Below are 16,400 nucleotides of genomic sequence, written 5' to 3'. Positions count from 1 at the left end.
GGCGGCATGGGCACGCTGTTCGGCCCGGTGGTCGGCGCCGCGCTGGTCGTCACGCTGGAGAGCTATCTGGCCGCCACCAGCCTCCCGGTCCCGGTTGTCATCGGCGCCATCTTCGTCGTCTGCGTCCTGCTCTTCCGCAAGGGCATCGTCGGCGAGATCCGGCACTGGCTGGAAAACCGCGCCAGGTAACGGATTCCCGACGACGAAACGGAGGAAACGCGGCAAGGGGACTCGCTTGCGCCGCCACGGCCGGACCCGCCCCTCGCGTTGACGCTCCGCCCGGCCGGCCTCTATGATCGGAAACGAACACAAGCAAACAATCGGATCTTCGGATTCGAACCGCAGGGAGCCGCCGCCGTGACCCACCCCGTGACCGAGCCCGTCCACCCCGCCGCCGCCCCGGCTTGGCCCGCCGACCTGCTCGGCCGGGAGTTCCACGGCAAGCGGGTGCTGGTCACCGGCAGCAGCCGGGGCATCGGCGCCGCCGTGGCGGCGGCCTTCGCCGACCTGGGCGCGCAGGTGGCGATCCACGGCCGCGACGAGGCCGCCGTCACCGCCCAGGCCGACCGCATGGGGCGGGGCACCGTGCCGCTGGCCGGGGACTTCGCCGACCGCGCCCAGGTGCGCGCCGTGGTCGAGCGCGGCATCGGCGCCTTGGGCGGCCTCGATGTGCTGATCAACAACGCCGGGACCATGCTGGGCCGGGTCGCCCTCGCCGACATCGACGACGACTTCCTGCAACGCCAGTTCGACCTGAACGCCGCCTCCGCCGTCATCGCCAGCCGCACGGCCCTGCCGGCCCTGGTCGCCTCGCGCGGCGCCATCGTCAACACCGGCTCGATCTCCGGCCGCACCGGCGGCAGCCCCGGCTCGTCGCTCTACAGCGCCGCGAAGGCGTTCCAGGCCAGCCTCGCTCGCTCGCTGGCGACCGAGCTGGCCCCATCCGGCATCCGCGTCAACGCGGTGTCGCCGGGCACCGTCGCCACCGACTTCCATGAACGCTACTCCACCCCGGAAAAACTCGCCCAGACGGCGGCCCGCATCCCGTTGAAGCGGCTGGGCGACGCCGAGGACTGCGTCGGCGCCTATCTGTTCCTCGCCTCGAACCGGCTCGCCGGTTACATCACCGGGCAAGTGATCGAGGTGAACGGCGGACAGTTCTTCGGCTGACCGGACAGACATCGGCATCGGCTCGGCCAGACGACCTATGGCGACGGGCAAGGCAGCCAAGTCCAGCGGGGACTCGGGATCGCCTCGGCCCGTCGCGTTTCGCGCGCCTCATCGCAGAATGCGAATTGATCGGTCACAATCTGGCAAACTGCGAGAACACAAGCTTTAGCCATCGCGCGTTTCCCTCCATTCCATAAAGCAAAAAACAACGTTTCCGGCGATTGCCGGATGGCATTCTTTTTGAACAACTGGTCTCCCGACGGCGGTCCTAGAAGCACGGACCACCAGCAAACCAATGGGACCCAGAGGCCAGCCATGACCACCCCCACCAAGAGCCGGACGGCCGGCGCCAGCGCCTTCGCCAACCTGCGGACGGCGACCAAGGTCTACACGGGCTTCGGCGTCACGCTCTGCCTGCTGGTCGGGCTCGGCGGGGTGTCCTGGGTGGGGTTGCGGGCCAGCGGCGACGCGATGGCCCAGTATTCGACGCAATCCGGCGTCGCCACCCTGGTGGCGGAGGCCGACACCGACATGTCCGACGCCTTCACGGCGGCGCAGGAGTTCATGGCGACCGGCGCCCCGGCCGCCGCCGACCGCTTCCGCGCGACGGTGACGCAATTCCGCGGCCTGATGCGCGAGGCCGGCAGCCGCATCGCCGACTCCGAAAGCCAGCGGCTCGCCTCCGAGCTGGTGGAGCTGGAAACCCGCTTCTCCCAGGGCTTCGAACGGCTGGTGGCGCTGCGCACCGAGCGGGAATCGCTGATCGCCTCGGTGGTCAACGCGCAGGGCGCCGACATCCGCCGCCTGCTGAGCGAGACGGTGAAGACGGAACGGGACGGCGGCAACCTCGACCGCACGGTGGCCGCCGCCGAGCTGAGCGAACAGTTCCTGCTCGTGCGCGTGCTGGTCGCCCGCTTCGTGGCCGAAACCAAGCCGGAGGATCTGGCGCGCATCCGCAAGGATCTGGCCGATCTGCGCGGCGAGGCCGACAAAGCGCTGGGCGGGCTGCCGGACGGCGCGTCGAAGACGACGCTGGCCGGGGCCGCCGGCAAGCTGCCCGCCTACAGCGCCGGGGTCGACCGCATCGCCGCGCTCAGCGACCAGCTCCGCACCGTCAACCAGGAGGCGCTGGAGCGGATCGGCAAGGCCACCAACGAGAAGATCGGCCAGATCCGCCACAACGCCACCGCGGCGCAGGCGGCGCTCCAGGCCAAGGCCGACGCCGCCGTTGCCTCGGCGCAGTCGCTGGGCGCCCTGGTGTCGGGCGTCGCGGTGGCGCTCGGCCTGCTGCTCGCCTGGCTGATCTCGCGCGCCATCACCCGCCCGCTGGGCGGCATCACCCGCGCCATGGGCCGGCTGGCGCAGGGCGACCTCGCGGTCGACGTGACCGACGACGACCGCCGCGACGAGATCGGCGCGCTCGCCCGCGCGCTCCAGGTCTTCAAGACCAACGCCCAGGAGATGAAGCGGCTGGAGGCCGAGCAGGCGGAGACCAAGCGCCGTGCCGAGGCCGAGCGCAAGCAGGCCATGCTGCGGCTGGCCGACAATTTCGAGGGCACGGTGAAGGGGATCGTCGACACGGTGGCCTCGGCGGCGGACGGCATGCGCGGCGCCGCCACCGCGCTCTCCGCCACCGCCACCCAGGCGAGCGAGCGCTCCACCCTGGTCGCCGCCGCGTCGGAGGAGGCGTCGGTCAACGTGCAGACCGTCGCCTCGGCCACGGAGGAACTGTCGGCCTCGATCCAGGAGATCGGTTTCCAGGTCGAGAACTCGACCCGCATCGCCGGGCAGGCGGTCAGCGACGCCGAGAGCGCCAACGAGACCATCCGCAAGCTGGTCGAGGCCGCCGACCAGATCGGGCAGGTGGTGGAGCTGATCAGCGGCATCGCCGCCCAGACCAACCTGCTGGCGCTGAACGCCACCATCGAGGCGGCGCGGGCGGGCGAGGCCGGCAAGGGCTTCGCGGTGGTCGCGTCGGAGGTCAAGGCGCTGGCGACCCAGACGGCGCGGGCGACCGACGACATCCAGGCGAAGGTGCAGGAGATCCAGGGGGCGACCGGCGGCGCCCGCAGCGCCATCGCCAGCATCGGCCAGACCATCGCGCGGATGAGCGAGATCGCGACCGCCATCGCGTCGGCCGTGGAGGAGCAGGGGGCCGCGACCCGCGACATCGCCAACAGCGTCACCCAGGCGGCGCAGGGCACCGACGAGGTGTCGAGCAACATCGTCGGCGTCAGCAACGCGGTGCAGGAGACGGGATCGGCGGCCGGTGCCGTGCGGGCCACCTCGGAATCCCTGGCGGTCGAGGCCGAACGGCTGCGCCGCGAGGTCGGCGCCTTCATCGCCACCGTGCGAAGCGCTTAAAAATGAGGGTGCAGCGCTTGAGGATGAGGGCGCAACGCGCAGGAGCCTCTCTTCGAAGTCCTTGAGATGTTTCGCTTGCGCGCATAGCCTCCCCGCCGGAAGCATCCCGGCGGGTTCCCGCCACGGACGGATGCCGGGGAAGGGGACGAATGAAGCATCACGCGGTTCCGTGTGTCATGGCCCGCTCTTCGGGCGGCATTCTCCTTCCTTCGCACCGCGGGCACCGGCCTTCGCACGGCCCCGCCCCCACCCCGGCCCTCCCCAGAGGAGGGCGGACGTGACCATGGCGCGCCGTCTCCGCGCTGCCGCCCTGGCGGCGTTGCTGGCTCTTCACCCGGCCGGAACGCCGGTCCCGCCGCTGTCGACCATCGCCCTGTCGGCGGCGGCCGTCGTCCTGGCCCCCGACGAGGCGTCGGCGCGGGCCTCCACCTCCCGGTCGTCGGGGGGGTATTCCCGGCCATCCGCCAGCCGCACCCCGTCGGTCGGCAGCAGCAGCCGGAGCGGCGGCAGCGGCGGCTATTCCCGGCCGTCCACCACGCGCACCCCATCGACCAGCCCTTCAACCAGCCCGTCCACCGGCGGCTCCTGGTGGGGCGGGTCGAGCGGCGGCTACACACGGCCCGGCAGCAGCAATTCCGCCCCGTCGGTCGCGGCACCGCCCCAGTCGGCGGGCGACCGCGCGATGAGCCAGCAGGGCTCGGCCGACGCGTTGAACCGCTACCGCGCCCAGCAGGACGCCGCCCGCGCCCCCGCCACACCGGCGGCGCCCGCCCCGGCGCCGTCGCGCCCCTCGTCCAGCGCCAGCCAGAGCGGCGGCGGAAGCTCCTGGAACTGGGGAACAGGCGGCGGATGGGGCGGTGGATCCGGCCGCACGCCCTCCACCCGGCCGGCACCGGCGCCCTCCATCCCGAACGCCTATGGCCGCTACGGCTGGGCGCCGCCGCCCTACGCGATGAGCGCGCCCCGGCGCTTCGGCATCTGGGACGGGCTGTTCCTCTGGTTCATGCTCGACACGCTGACCCGGCCCGGCCACGCCGCCTTCTTCCATGACAACGCCGACGACCCCGGCTACCGCCAATGGCGGGCCGAGGCCGACCGCCAGGCCCAGGACAACGCCGGGCTTCGCGCCAAGCTGGACGAGCTGGACCGGACGGTGCAGAGCCAGGCCGGCACCCCGCGCGAGGCTGGTCGGCTGCCGCCCGACGTGCCGGCGGATCTCGCCCGCGCCGACTCGGCCGACCGGGCCGCGCCGGATGCGGAGGGCGGAAAGCCGGCCGGATCCGGCCTGTCCAGCCTCGCCCTGTGGAGCATCCTGCTGCTGGGCGCCGCCGCGCTGTTCCTGCTGTGGCGCGCGCGCCGCCGGAGGGACCAGCCGGCCAAACCCGGCGCCGCCCAGACGGCCGCCCCGAAACCCAAGGCCAAGGGAGGATCCGACGTGCCCCTGTTCGGAACGCTCGGCAACTACGTGAACCAGAAGCTGTCCGGCCAGCGCTACAGCCCGTCGCTGTTCCGGCTCGGCATGGCGGTCACCATCGACCCCGCCCCCTTCCTGCTGGCGGAGGGCGCCACCAAGGTCAAGGCGCCCGACACCGGCGGCGACCGACTGGTGTCGATCGACGGCGTCGGCACGGTGACCTCGGGCAACGCCACGGTCCACCGGCTGCATATGCCCGACGGCGGCTTCTTCCAGATCCATCTCGGCCCCGACGGGCAGCCGGACGAATGCCGCTACTTCACCCCGATCGACAGCGTCACCCCGGCCGACCCCGGCGAATGGGGCTTCTGGCTGGACGGGCGCGAGGGGATGATCGGCTGGCCGGAGTTTCAGACCAAGGACGGCCAGCTCTACACCCGCGTCTGGTCGCCGGGCGGCAGCCGGATCGAGCCCTTCCTGCTGTCGGAATCGCTGGAAACCCTGCGCGGCACCGAAACGGTGGTGAGCAACGCCATGCTCTACGGCCGCCCGACCGGCGCCGCCGCTCCCGCACCGGAGCGCGAGTACCTCCTGGTCGCCGCCGTCGAGCGGAACGGCCGGGCCTCCGTCGAGATCGCGGCGGGGATCGACGTCAACCCCGCCTCCCTGTCCCTGTCCTGAGCGAGTGCCGGCCCCATGGAAAGCACCTTCGGTTCCATCCTCACAGCGCTGGGCACCGGCCTGCCGGTTCTGCTCGGGCAGCTCGCCGTCACGCTGGCGCTGCTGGTCGTGGGCGTCGCGGTCTACACCCGCATCACGCCCTACGACGAACGGCGGCTGGTCGCCGACGGCAACGCGGCGGGCGGGCTGACGCTGGCCGGCTCCATCGTCGCGCTGGCCATCCCGCTGGCGGCGACGCTGGCGACCAGCACCGTCATCCTCGACATCGCGCTGTGGGGGCTGGTCGCGCTGATCCTCCAGCTCGTCGCCTTCGCGGCGGCGACCCTGCTGATCCGCGACCTGCGCGGCCAGATCGAGGCCGGCAACATCGCCTCGGCGACGGCGCTGGTCGGCATCCAGATCGGCGTCGCCGTCATCAACGCCGCCGCCATGGCGGGGTGAGGGCGGAACCCCTCCCCCGGGAGGTAAGGATATGGGGGCCGCCGCCTCTTGCAGAGCGCCCGGCCCCCACACCATCTGTGCGCTGAGGCGCCGCGTCGCTTCCAAACAACCCGTTCGACAGGAAACAGACCCATGATCTCGTTCATCCGCAACCTTCTGGGCGTGAAGACCGATCAGGCCGTGCAGGGCGCCATGGAAACGCTGGTGCGCTGGGATCCCAAGTCCGCCACCGAGGCGGAGCTGCGGACGATGGAGCAGCATCTCGACGGCCTCGGGCGCCAGGTGGCCGAGGCGCGCGCCATCTACGACCGCGAGCAGCGCGAGGCCGACGAGATCAGGAAGCTGTCGGGCCAGCGCATGGCGGCGGCCGAGCATCTCCAGAACCAGCTCAACACCGAGTCCGACCTTTCGCGCCGGGCCGCGCTGGAAAAGAGCCTGGAGACCATCGTCGCCATGCTGGAGGAGATGACCCCCGACATCGAGCGCGAGGAACGCGACGCGGTGGAGGCCAAGCAGTTCCTGGAGATGCTGGAGAAAAGCTACGCCGACGCCGGGGCCAAGCTGAAGTCGGCCCGTTCCGAACTCACCCGCGCCCAGCGCGACATGGGCCGCGCCGAGCAGCAGCGCGACATGGCCGAGCGTCAGGCGGACGCCGCCCGCCGCGCCGCCGGTCTGGCGGGCGCCACCAGCGGGCTGACCGTGGCCCTGAAGGCGATGCAGGACACGGCCGCCAAGGATCTGGCCTCCGCCGAGGCGGCCAAGGCCAAGGCCAAGCTGCTGTCCCCGACGGTGCCGGAGAAGGACGACCCCAACATCGCCGCCGCGATGGCCGCCGCCGCCGGCAAGCCGGCCGCCACCAGCCTGTCCGACCGTCTGGCCGCGCTGAAGGCCAAGGGCTGATACGAACGCCGCGGGCGGGGGAGGGGCCGCCTTCCCCGCCCGCGGTGCCCTTGCCGCCGTTAATCCTTACTCCTTGGGGGCGGCCTTCGCGCGCTTCGCCGGCACCTCGAAGGCGACGTCCTCGATCATCCCGCCGGTCAGCGAGGACAGGGCCGACTTGAAGCTCGGCCAATGGTTCATCCGCGCCGTGTCGGCCATGGCGGCGGTCTTCGCCTTCAGGATCAGCCGGCGCCCGCCCTGCGGCGCCTCCTCGACCCGCTCCGGCTCCATGCCACCGAGCAGCGGGGTCGGCACCTTGTCCTTCAGCGCGTGCAGCAGGGCCGCCCACAGGGCCGTCACGTCGTCGGCGTCGGGCAGGGGGCCGAGATCGGCCAGACCGGCCTCCACCGGGCCGGCCGCCTCCCCCTCCGCCACGCTGTCGACGGAACCGATGCGCCGGGCACGGCGGCCGGCGCTGTGGCGCTCGCGCTCCAGATAGGTCTCGGCGGCCTCCTCCTCGTCCTTGGCGAGGAAGTCGAGGGTCACCGCCTCGATCTTGCGGCCCTTCCGCTTCATCCGGTCCTCCGGCATCGTCACGCGGAAGGGGGCGAGTTGGTTCACCTCGGCGATGGCGCGGTCGATGGTGCGGGTGCGCAGGATGCCGAAATCCTTGTAGGCGCCCTCCGGCACGTTCAGCAGCTTGCGCAGCGTGTCGATGTCCAGCTCCAGCGACGGGAAGTCCATCTGGTAGCGCTGCATGCCGATCTCGTAGAGCTTCAGCGCGTAGGTGCTGGTCACCTTGACCATCGCCGGCCCCGACAGCTTGGCCCACAGCTGGGAGGAGCGCTGGATTTCCAGGAAGGCGTCGGTGAACTGGAAATGGATGTCGGCGGCGTCGCTGTCCTCCTCCTCCTCGGGACGGACGTAGCTGCTGAGGATGCGCAGCTCGGCGCGCGACCGCCGGCCTCGGAAGGGGCCGATGACGACGAGGCTGGAGTCGAAGATTTCCTTCAGCGCGTCGAAGATGCGCTCGTTGCCCTTGTGGTTGCCGCGCACCACGCGCTTGGGCAGGCGGTAGAGCTTGTTGGCGAAATTCTGGCTGCCCGCCAGATGGATCATGAAGTTCAGCATCTTCTGCGCCGGCAACGACAGCCGGGTGCCGTTGGCCGGGTAGCTGTAGACCGCCTCCGCCGCCTTGATCAGGTGCTTGTAGCCGTCGCGCTCGAAGGTGGCGCTGGCCACGCGGGCGGTCAGCCCGGCGCTGGGGGCGCTGTCCTCCGCCGCGACCGCCGGCAGGCTGGGCGAGACGATGCCCGTGGCTCCGGCGGCCACGCCGTCGGCGGTGCCGTCGATGATGGCCCCGCCGGCCAGATCCTGGGGGCCGAGCACGACAAGGCCGCCCGCCGGCACGGCATCGCCGTCCGCAGCCCCGCGCGTCTTTCTGCGCCCCGTCCCCGCCATGCCGTTCCTCCGCCGCAACCGACGGAAGCTAGATCAATCCTTACATCGAAAACAAGTAAGGAAAGGGTTCGCCATCGATTTCCCTGTGGATGCATTTTCATCCTTACCGGGTGGGGGCGTTACCCTTACGCCCCGGGGCGTGGGGGATCCGCCCCCGCCCGGTAAGGGTGCTTCCCCCGGCGCGTAAGGAAGATTCGACCCGACTCGCGGATTCCCTTGGGCTTTCGGACAGACGAATCCTCTTAGAAAGGGAACAGAGTCGCCACGCCCCACCCGAAGGTCCTTACATGACCCCGTGCCAGCGTCCGCACCGGCCCACTCCACCCGCCCTCGCCACGATTCGGCGGCGAATCGGACAGGTTCATCCTTACCGCTCGGGGGCGGCAAACCCAAAAGCAAGGCTTGGCGGGTGTTGGGAGAAGCCATCCTTACGGCTTGGGGGCGGCCATCCGGCAAAGGAGGGGCCGGATCCGCCCCCAGGCGGTAAGGATGCCGATCAACGGGATTTACCGAGTCGCCATTGGTCCCGTCAAAAGCTTTCCAAGGCTTTCAACACCCCCCGGATGTAAGGATGGCCGCTCTCCCATCCTTACGGCTTGGGGGCGGCCATGTCGCGGGGGCGGGCCGGATCCGGCGCCCCCAAGCGGTAAGGATCCGGCGGCAGCCTCAATGGGAGGCCAGCAGGAACAGGCCCTGGCTCAGGTAGACGCTGGCGGTCCCCATCACCAGATAGCGGGTCCAGCGGCGGAATTGGGCGTCGCTCATGCGGTCGAGAACCCGGCGCGACAGGTTGGTGCCGAGCAGAGCCATGCCGACCGACAGCAGGATGACGGCCGCCTCGACCGTCTCGCCCGAGGAGCCGGCGACCATCGGCGCGAAGTAGGCCACCTTCACCGCGTGCCCGAAAACCTGGGTCATGGCCTTGGTGGCGACCACGCCCTGCCGCGTCATGCCCGACCGCACGAAGAACACGTCGAGCAGCGGGCCGGAGATGCCGGCGAGGAGCTGGATGCCCATGCACAGGAAGCCGGCCAGCAGGGCGTGCGGGGGCTTGGTGGCGTCCAACGCCCAGCGCCGCGGCACGGCGAGCGCCATGAAGGGCGTCAGCCCCAGGATCAGCAGCGACGTCGCGCGGTCGGGCACCGCCCCGAGCAGCGAGAAACCCGCCCCGGCGACGGCGGCCCCCGCCGCGAATCGCCCGATGATGCCCCAGTCGACATGCCGCCGCCACAGCCACGCCCGCCAGCCGTTGGAGGTGAACTGCGTGATCCCGTGCAGCAGCATCGCGGAGGGAACCGGCAGCAGCAGCAGGAGCAGCCCCATCAGCACCATGCCGCCGGCCATGCCGAACAGGCCCGACAAAAACGAGGTCATGAGCACGGTGAGGCCAAGCCCCACCATCAGCGGAAGCGTCAGCATGAACGGCCTTCGGTTTGTGCGACTCGGAGGAATCCTTACATCGAGGGGGAAAATCGCACGACGGCGGCTTGCGCCGCAAACAGCATTGTCCGATGCTGAGTCTCAGGAAAAATTGGGGTCAAGTAAGGATAGCGGTGATGCGGCGCCTGCCTTCGCTGAACGGACTGCGCGCCTTCGAGGCGGCGGCCCGCCATGGCAGCTTCACGGGGGCGGCGACGGAACTGCACGTCTCGCAGGCCGCGATCAGCCGGATGGTGAAGCTGCTGGAGGGGCGGTTGGGCTTTGCGCTGTTCGAGCGGCGGGCCAACGCGCTGACGCTGACCGAACGCGGGCGGGCGCTGCACCCCACCCTGACCGAGGCCTTCGACAGCATCGCCCGACGGGTCGATACGGTGTCGGCGATGCGGTCCGGGCCGGTGCTGACGGTCGGGCTGGGGGCGACCTTCGCGGTGCGTTGGCTGATCCCGCGCCTGTCCGGCTTCCATATGGCGCATCCCGAAATCGAGGTCCGCATCGCCACCGGCGGCGCCGGCAACCCGATCGGCGAGGATTGGACCTGCGCCGTCCTGATCGGTGACGGCCGCTGGCCGGGCTTCGAAACCGAACTTCTGTTCACGTCGAGCCTGCAACCGGTCTGTGCCCCGGTCCTGGCCCGCAGCCTGCGCAGCCCGGCGGATCTGCGGCGGGCGACCCTGCTCCACGTCTCCCATTGGGCGGAGGACTGGCCGCACTGGCTGGCCGCCGCCGGGGCCGGGATGCCGGAGTCGAACGGGCTGTCCTTCGGCAGCTACGCCATGACGTTGCAGGCGGCGATCGACGGGGTGGGGGTGGCGCTGGCGCCCCAGCCCTACATCGCTGACGACCTCGCCGCCGGCCGGCTGGCGGCCCCCTTCGCGCTGGCGGTGCCGATGAGGCAGTCCTGGTATCTGGTCTATCGCGCCTCCCGCCGCGACGCTCCCGGCTTCACCGCCTTCCGCGACTGGCTGTTCGCGCTGTGCGCCGCGTGAACGGAAAGAAGGAACGCCCGTGCCCGGCGTTGGAACCGGAGCATCGCGTGGGAAAAATTTTAGAGCGAAATACGGGATGAAAGAGAAGGCATGGCGTGTTCACTCGATTGTCGGATGGTCGACAGGTTGAGTGGAGAGAAGAATATGCGCCTGATATCCGCAATGATGCTCGTTCTTGTTTTAAGCTCGGCACCGCTTCTCGCGGAAGGCCGCGAATCGAAGGGCCCTCCCGGTGTCGGGCCCGGCCGTGTGGAAAGCGACGGCCGCGGCGGGTTCCGTCTGAAGAACGAGCACGGGGGGGACACCGGCCGCGTGGAAAGCGACGGCCGTGGCGGGTTCCGTCTGAAGAACGAGCACGGGGGGGACACCGGCCGGATGGAAAGCGACGGCCGTGGCGGGTTCCGTCTGAAGGACGAGCATGGGGGGGACACCGGCCGGATGGAAAGCGACGGCCGTGGCGGGTTCCGTCTGAAGGACGAGCACGGGGGGGACACCGGCCGGATGGAAAGCGATGGCCGTGGCGGGTTCCGTCTGAAGGACAAGCACGGGGGGGACACCGGCCGGATGGAAAGCGACGGCCGCGGCGGGTTCCGTGTGAAGAACTGAGGGGGATCAGGCCCGCCGGCTCGTTCCTTTCAACGTGCTTCCTGCCCAGCTACGTGGTTCAGGCCAACGGCAAGGCGGCTCTCTCGCCGAACGCTCCGAAGGCCAGCAGCAGTTCCGCCGCCGCCAGGGCGGCGATGACCTCCGGGCGCTTGTCGCCCGGCGGGGAGGAGCCGGCGAGGGCGGCGCCGATCGGGCAGGTCAGGCGGGAGAGCGCGTCGGTGCCGCGCCCGCGCGCCCGGAACCAGCGTTCGAAGCGGGCGCGCTTGGTGGCGGAGCCGATCAGACCGACATAGGCGGCGTCGCCCCGGCGCAGCGCCGCTTCCGTGATGTCGAAATCCAGCGCGTGGCTGTGGGTCAGCACCAGGCAACCGAAGCCGGCGGGCGCCTCCGCCACATGGTCGAGCGGGCGGTCGCTGACGATCCGCTCCACGCCCGGCGGAATCACCTCCGGAAACTCGTGGACGCGGCCGTCGATCCACAGCAGCCGCAGGGGCAGCGGCGCGAAGGCCGCCGCCATCGCCCTGCCGACATGGCCGGCGCCGAACAGCAGCAGGGGCGGGCGGGCCTCGGCCTCCCGGCGCTCCTCCTCGGCCAGCGTCGCGACCGTGCCGGCGTTGGCGCGCTCCAGCCTCAGCACGACATGGCCGCCGCAGCATTGCCCGGTCGCCGGCCCGAGCGGCAGATCCAGCGTCGTCTCGCGCTCACCCCCCGCCAGCATCCGCCGCGCCGCGTCGACCGCGATCCATTCCAGCCGGCCGCCGCCGACGGTGCCGGCGGTGGCCTGCGGCCCGACCAGCATGCGGGCGCCGGCCTCGCGCGGGGTGGAGCCGCGCGCCTCGGCGACGGTGAGCAGCACGGCGCCGTCCCCCCGCTCCAGCCAGCCGGCCAGCAGGGAAGAGAGCGCGGTCATCCGGTCGCCGTGCCGGCCGCCGCCGCGCGCTCGCGCAGGGCGCCGATCGCCGCCAGCACCCGTTCCGGCGTGGCCGGCGCGTCGAGCCGTGGGCAGAAGCGGTGACCGGCGACGCTGGCCACCGCGTCGGACAGCGCGTGCAGCACCGAGATGCCGAGCATGAAGGGCGGTTCGCCCACCGCCTTGGAGCGGAAGATGGTGTCCTCGCGGTTGGGGGCGTCCTCCAGCAGGGCGACGTTGAAGACGCGCGGGCGGTCGCCGCAGGCCGGGATCTTGTAGGTGCTGGGGGCGTGGGTGCGCAGGCGGCCGGCGTCGTCCCACCACAGCTCCTCCGTGGTCAGCCAGCCCATGCCCTGGACGAAGCCACCCTCGATCTGCCCCTTGTCGATCGCCGGGTTCAGCGAGCGCCCGCAATCGTGCAGGATGTCGACCCGGTCCACCACATACTCGCCGGTCAGCGTGTCCACCGTGACCTCGGCGCAGGCGGCGCCGTAGGCGAAGTAGTAGAAGGGCGTGCCGCGCCCGGCCTTGCGGTCCCAATGGATCTTGGGCGTCTTGTAGAAGCCGGTCGCCGAGAGCTGCACCCGCGCCATGTAGGCGGCGCGGACCAGCGCGGCGAACTCCATCTCTTGTCCGCCGACGCGGACCCGGTTGCGGTGGAAGATCACGGCCTCCGGCGCCACGCCCCACTGCCCGGCGGCGAAGGCGACCAGCCGCTCCTTGATGGCGCGGGCGGCGTTCTGCGCGGCCTTGCCGTTCAGGTCGCTGCCCGAGGAGGCCGCCGTCGCCGAGGTGTTTGGCACCTTGCCGGTGCTGGTCGCGGTCGGGCGGACGCAGCCGATGTCGACCTGGAACTCCTCCGCCACCACCTGGGCGACCTTGGTGTACAGGCCCTGGCCCATCTCGGTGCCGCCGTGGTTCACCTGGATGCTGCCGTCCGTGTAGACATGGACCAGCGCGCCGGCCTGGTTGAACTGGGTGGCGGTGAAGGAGATGCCGAACTTCACCGGGGTCAGCGCCAGCCCCTTGCGCAGGATGCGGCTGGCGGAATTGTGGGCGCGGAGGACGGCACGGCGCTCGCGGTAGGCGCAGTCGGCCTCCAGTTTCGCCACCAGATCCGGGAGGATGTTGTCCTCGACGGTCTGGTGGTAGGGGGTGACGTTGCGGTCGGTGGTGCCGTAGAAGTTGCGCTTGCGGATGTCGAGCGGGTCCATGCCGAGCGCGAAGGCGATCTCCTCGATCACCCGTTCCGCCGCCACCATGCCCTGCGGGCCGCCGAAGCCGCGGAAAGCGGTGTTGGACACCGTGTTGGTCTTCAGCGGCAGCGATTCCAGCCGGGCGTCGGCGTAATGGTATCCGTTGTCGGCGTGGAACAGCGCGCGGTCGGTCACCGGGCCGGACAGGTCGGCGGCGAAGCCGGCGCGGGCGGCGAACAGCATGTCCACGCCCCGGATCCGCCCCTCGGCGTCGAAACCGACCTCGTAGTCGACCTCGAAATCATGGCGCTTGCCGGTGATCTGGAAATCGTCGTCGCGGTCGGGGCGCAGCTTGGCGGCGCGGCCGGTCTTCTTCGCCACCAGGGCGGCGCAGGCGGCGAACAGGTTGGCCTGCGTCTCCTTGCCGCCGAAGCCGCCGCCCATGCGCCGCACCTCCACCGTCACCGCCCCGTCCGGCACGGCGAGCGCGTGGGCGACGATGTGCTGGACCTCGCTGGGGTGCTGGGTGGAGACGTGGATTGTGACCTCCTCGTCCTCGCCCGGCACCGCCAGGGCGATCTGGCCTTCCAGGTAGAAATGCTCCTGCCCGCCGATCCGCAGCCGACCGGCGAGCCGGTTGGGCGCCTGGGCCAGGGCGGTGGCGGCGTCGCCGATGCGCAGCGTCATCGGCGGGACGACCAGGGTGCGGTCGCCGTCGCGGGCGGCGGCGATGGTCAGGACGGCCGGCAGATCCTCGTAGACGACCTCCGCCAGCCTGGCGGCGCGCCGTGCCTGGTCGCGGGTCCCGGCGGCGACGGCGAACAGCGGCTGGCCGACATGCTGGACCAGATCGGTGGCGAAGAGCGGCTCGTCGTGCAGGCCGATGGCGCTGACGTCGTTCTCGCCGGGGATGTCGGCGGCGGTGAACACGGCGACGACGCCGGGGGCGGCGCGGACCTTGGCAAGATCGACCGAGACGACGCGCGCGTGGGCACGGGCGCTGAGGCCGAGATAGACGTGCAGCAGCCCGGCCGGTTCGGGGATGTCGTCGACATAGACCGCCTCGCCGCTGACATGCTTGTGGGCGCTGTCGTGGCGGCGGGACTCGTGGACGGCGCCGGCGATGCGCTCGGGCGTGGCGGGGGGCAGGGTGGTTGCGGCGTCAGGCATGGGCCAGCCTCCGGTCGCCGACCAGGCGGGTTTCCGTCGCCGGGTCGGTGGTCTCGACATGGAACCGCAGTAGCAAATTCGCGGCCACCTCGGCGCGGTAGCCGGCGCTGGCCCGCCAGTCGCTCAGCGGCGTGAAATCGGCCTTCAGCGCGGCCATGGCGGCGTGCACGCTGGCCTCGCTCCAGGGCTGGCCGATCAGCGCCGCCTCGGCCCCGGCGGCGCGCTTGGGCACGCCCGCCATGCCGCCGAAGGCGATGCGGATGCCGGCGACGTTGCCGGACTCGTCCAAGCTCAGCCGAAAGGCGCCGCAGACCGCCGAAATGTCCTGGTCGAAGCGTTTGGCGATCTTGTAGGCACGGAAGCGCGCGCCCGGCGCCGGTTTGGGCAGGATGACCGCCTCGACGAACTCGTCCGGCCGCCGGTCCTGCTTGCCGTAGGCGAGGAAGAACTCTTCCAGCGGAAGGGTGCGCGTCGCGTCGCCCCGGCGCAGCCGCAGCGCGGCCCCGGCGGCGATCAGCGCCGGCGGCGTGTCGCCGATGGGCGAGCCGTTGGCGATGTTGCCGCCGATGGTCCCCATGTTGCGCACCTGCTCGGCGCCGATGCGGCGGATCAGCTCGCCGAAGTCCGGGTAGAGGGCGGCGATGGCCGGGGCGGCCTCGCTGTAGGTGGCGCCGGCGCCGATCTCCAGCGCGTCGCCGGTGTCGGCGACGCGGCGCAGCTCGGTGACACGGCCGGTGTACAGGACAATGCTCAGCACGCGCTGGAACTTGGTCACCCACAGCCCGACGTCGGTCGAGCCGGCGACGATGGTGGCGTCGGGGTGGCCGAGCAGCAGCTCGGCCAATTGCGCACTGGTGGCGGGGGCGAGGAAGCGGCGGTCGCCGCTGCCGACGCTGAGGATCTCTTCATCGGCCAGCGCCTTCAGCCGGGCGGCGGTGGCGGCGCGGTCGTTGAAGCGGTCGGCCGTCCGGTCGCCGAGGTCGTGCATGGCGCGGGCGGCCTGGACGATCGGCGCGTAGCCGGTGCAGCGGCACAGGTTGCCGGCCAGCGCGTCGTCGATGCGCCGCTCGTCGGGCCGGTCCTCGTTGAGGTAGAGCGCGAACAGCGACATCACGAAGCCCGGCGTGCAGAAGCCGCATTGCGAGCCGTGATGCTCGACCAGCGCCCGCTGCACCGGGTGCAGGGCGCCGTCCGGGCCTTTCAGATGCTCGACGGTCAGGAGTTGGCAGCCGTCGAGCGTGGCCAGGAAGCGGATGCAGGCGTTCACCGCCTCGTAACGGACGCTTTTGCCGCCTTGGCTGTCTTCGGTGAGCCGGCCGACCACCACGGTGCAGGCCCCGCAGTCGCCCTCCGCGCAGCCCTCCTTGGTGCCGAGGCGCCGTTCGGACAGGCGCAGCCAGTCGAGGACCGTCAGCGTCGGATCGACGTCGCGGATTTCCCGAAGCTCGTCACCAAGATAGAAGCGGAGGCTGTCGCGCATGGATCATCCCGGTGGTTCGTGGCGGACGGATGCGGATGGCTGGCGGCCGAGTATTTCACCAGCGTGAAGCCTCTCACCAGAGCGGGGCCGGTGAAAAGACTTTCAAACGATCCGCGAAGGTCCTTTGCTGAACATGGGGATGGCGGACGGGCGCCGCAAACCGGCGGCCTTGCGGCCATCCGTCGGATGGCGTCGACCGGCG

At 71.1% G+C, this 16,400-nt stretch carries 12 protein-coding genes and 1 pseudogene; 8 read left to right on the top strand and 5 right to left on the bottom strand.

Translation table 11 applies throughout. The annotated features are described in order from the left end of the window. The 6 genes and pseudogenes from J2847_RS32570 to J2847_RS32545 all read left to right on the top strand — a co-directional run. Nucleotides 1-189 (top strand): annotated as a pseudogene (locus tag J2847_RS32570) (branched-chain amino acid ABC transporter permease); the annotation flags it as partial. Between the two features lie 168 nt (nt 190-357). Continuing rightward, entirely contained in the window at nt 358-1,170 is an 813-nt protein-coding gene (locus J2847_RS32565) for an SDR family NAD(P)-dependent oxidoreductase (RefSeq protein ID WP_325169533.1), read from the top strand. A 315-nt stretch (nt 1,171-1,485) separates the two neighbouring features. Beyond that, nucleotides 1,486-3,534, top strand: coding sequence for a methyl-accepting chemotaxis protein (locus tag J2847_RS32560; RefSeq protein WP_209782884.1), 2,049 nt, complete (start codon nt 1,486-1,488; stop codon nt 3,532-3,534). Nucleotides 3,535-3,817: 283 nt separating this feature from the next. Further along, on the top strand, nt 3,818-5,629 hold the full coding sequence (locus tag J2847_RS32555) for a DUF2491 family protein (protein ID WP_209782883.1): 1,812 nt from the start codon (nt 3,818-3,820) through the stop codon (nt 5,627-5,629). 15 nt (nt 5,630-5,644) lie between these two features. Beyond that, complete coding sequence (locus J2847_RS32550) at nt 5,645-6,070, top strand: DUF350 domain-containing protein (protein ID WP_209782882.1); 426 nt, start codon at nt 5,645-5,647, stop codon at nt 6,068-6,070. A 132-nt stretch (nt 6,071-6,202) separates the two neighbouring features. Beyond that, nucleotides 6,203-6,970: a hypothetical protein gene (locus J2847_RS32545; protein WP_209782881.1), complete on the top strand. Its 768-nt coding sequence runs from the start codon at nt 6,203-6,205 to the stop codon at nt 6,968-6,970. A 66-nt stretch (nt 6,971-7,036) separates the two neighbouring features. Here J2847_RS32545 and J2847_RS32540 read toward each other — a convergent pair whose 3' ends face one another. Together J2847_RS32540 and J2847_RS32535 are read right to left on the bottom strand one after the other, a co-directional pair. Continuing rightward, nucleotides 7,037-8,410 (bottom strand): replication initiation protein, encoded by a 1,374-nt coding sequence (locus tag J2847_RS32540; RefSeq protein ID WP_209782880.1) that lies wholly within the window; start codon nt 8,408-8,410, stop codon nt 7,037-7,039. A 666-nt stretch (nt 8,411-9,076) separates the two neighbouring features. Next, nucleotides 9,077-9,829, bottom strand: a complete 753-nt coding sequence (locus J2847_RS32535) for a TSUP family transporter (protein ID WP_209782879.1) — start codon at nt 9,827-9,829, stop codon at nt 9,077-9,079. 137 nt (nt 9,830-9,966) lie between these two features. Between J2847_RS32535 and gcvA the strand changes: the two genes are divergently transcribed. Continuing rightward, nucleotides 9,967-10,836, top strand: coding sequence for a transcriptional regulator GcvA (gene gcvA, locus J2847_RS32530; RefSeq protein ID WP_209782878.1), 870 nt, complete (start codon nt 9,967-9,969; stop codon nt 10,834-10,836). Nucleotides 10,837-10,950: 114 nt separating this feature from the next. Then, entirely contained in the window at nt 10,951-11,442 is a 492-nt protein-coding gene (locus J2847_RS32525; RefSeq protein ID WP_209782877.1) for a hypothetical protein, read from the top strand. Between the two features lie 58 nt (nt 11,443-11,500). On the opposite strand, the gene xdhC is transcribed toward J2847_RS32525, so the two are convergent. The 3 genes from xdhC to xdhA are packed head-to-tail and all read right to left on the bottom strand — an operon-like array spanning nt 11,501 to nt 16,198. Further along, nucleotides 11,501-12,352, bottom strand: a complete 852-nt coding sequence (gene xdhC / locus J2847_RS32520; RefSeq protein ID WP_209782876.1) for a xanthine dehydrogenase accessory protein XdhC — start codon at nt 12,350-12,352, stop codon at nt 11,501-11,503. Then, a complete protein-coding gene (gene xdhB, locus J2847_RS32515) occupies nt 12,349-14,718 on the bottom strand; it encodes a xanthine dehydrogenase molybdopterin binding subunit (protein ID WP_209782875.1) in 2,370 nt (789 codons plus the stop codon). Before xdhB ends, xdhC begins: the two co-directional genes overlap by 4 nt. After that, nucleotides 14,711-16,198: a xanthine dehydrogenase small subunit gene (xdhA, locus tag J2847_RS32510; protein ID WP_209782874.1), complete on the bottom strand. Its 1,488-nt coding sequence runs from the start codon at nt 16,196-16,198 to the stop codon at nt 14,711-14,713. Before xdhA ends, xdhB begins: the two co-directional genes overlap by 8 nt. Between the last annotated feature and the right edge of the window lie 202 nt (nt 16,199-16,400).

Source organism: Azospirillum agricola, from assembly GCF_017876095.1.
Taxonomy (GTDB): Bacteria; Pseudomonadota; Alphaproteobacteria; order Azospirillales; family Azospirillaceae; genus Azospirillum; species Azospirillum agricola.
The sequence above is the reverse complement of the archived record's forward strand: the minus strand, read 5'-3'. Positions and strand labels throughout refer to the sequence as shown.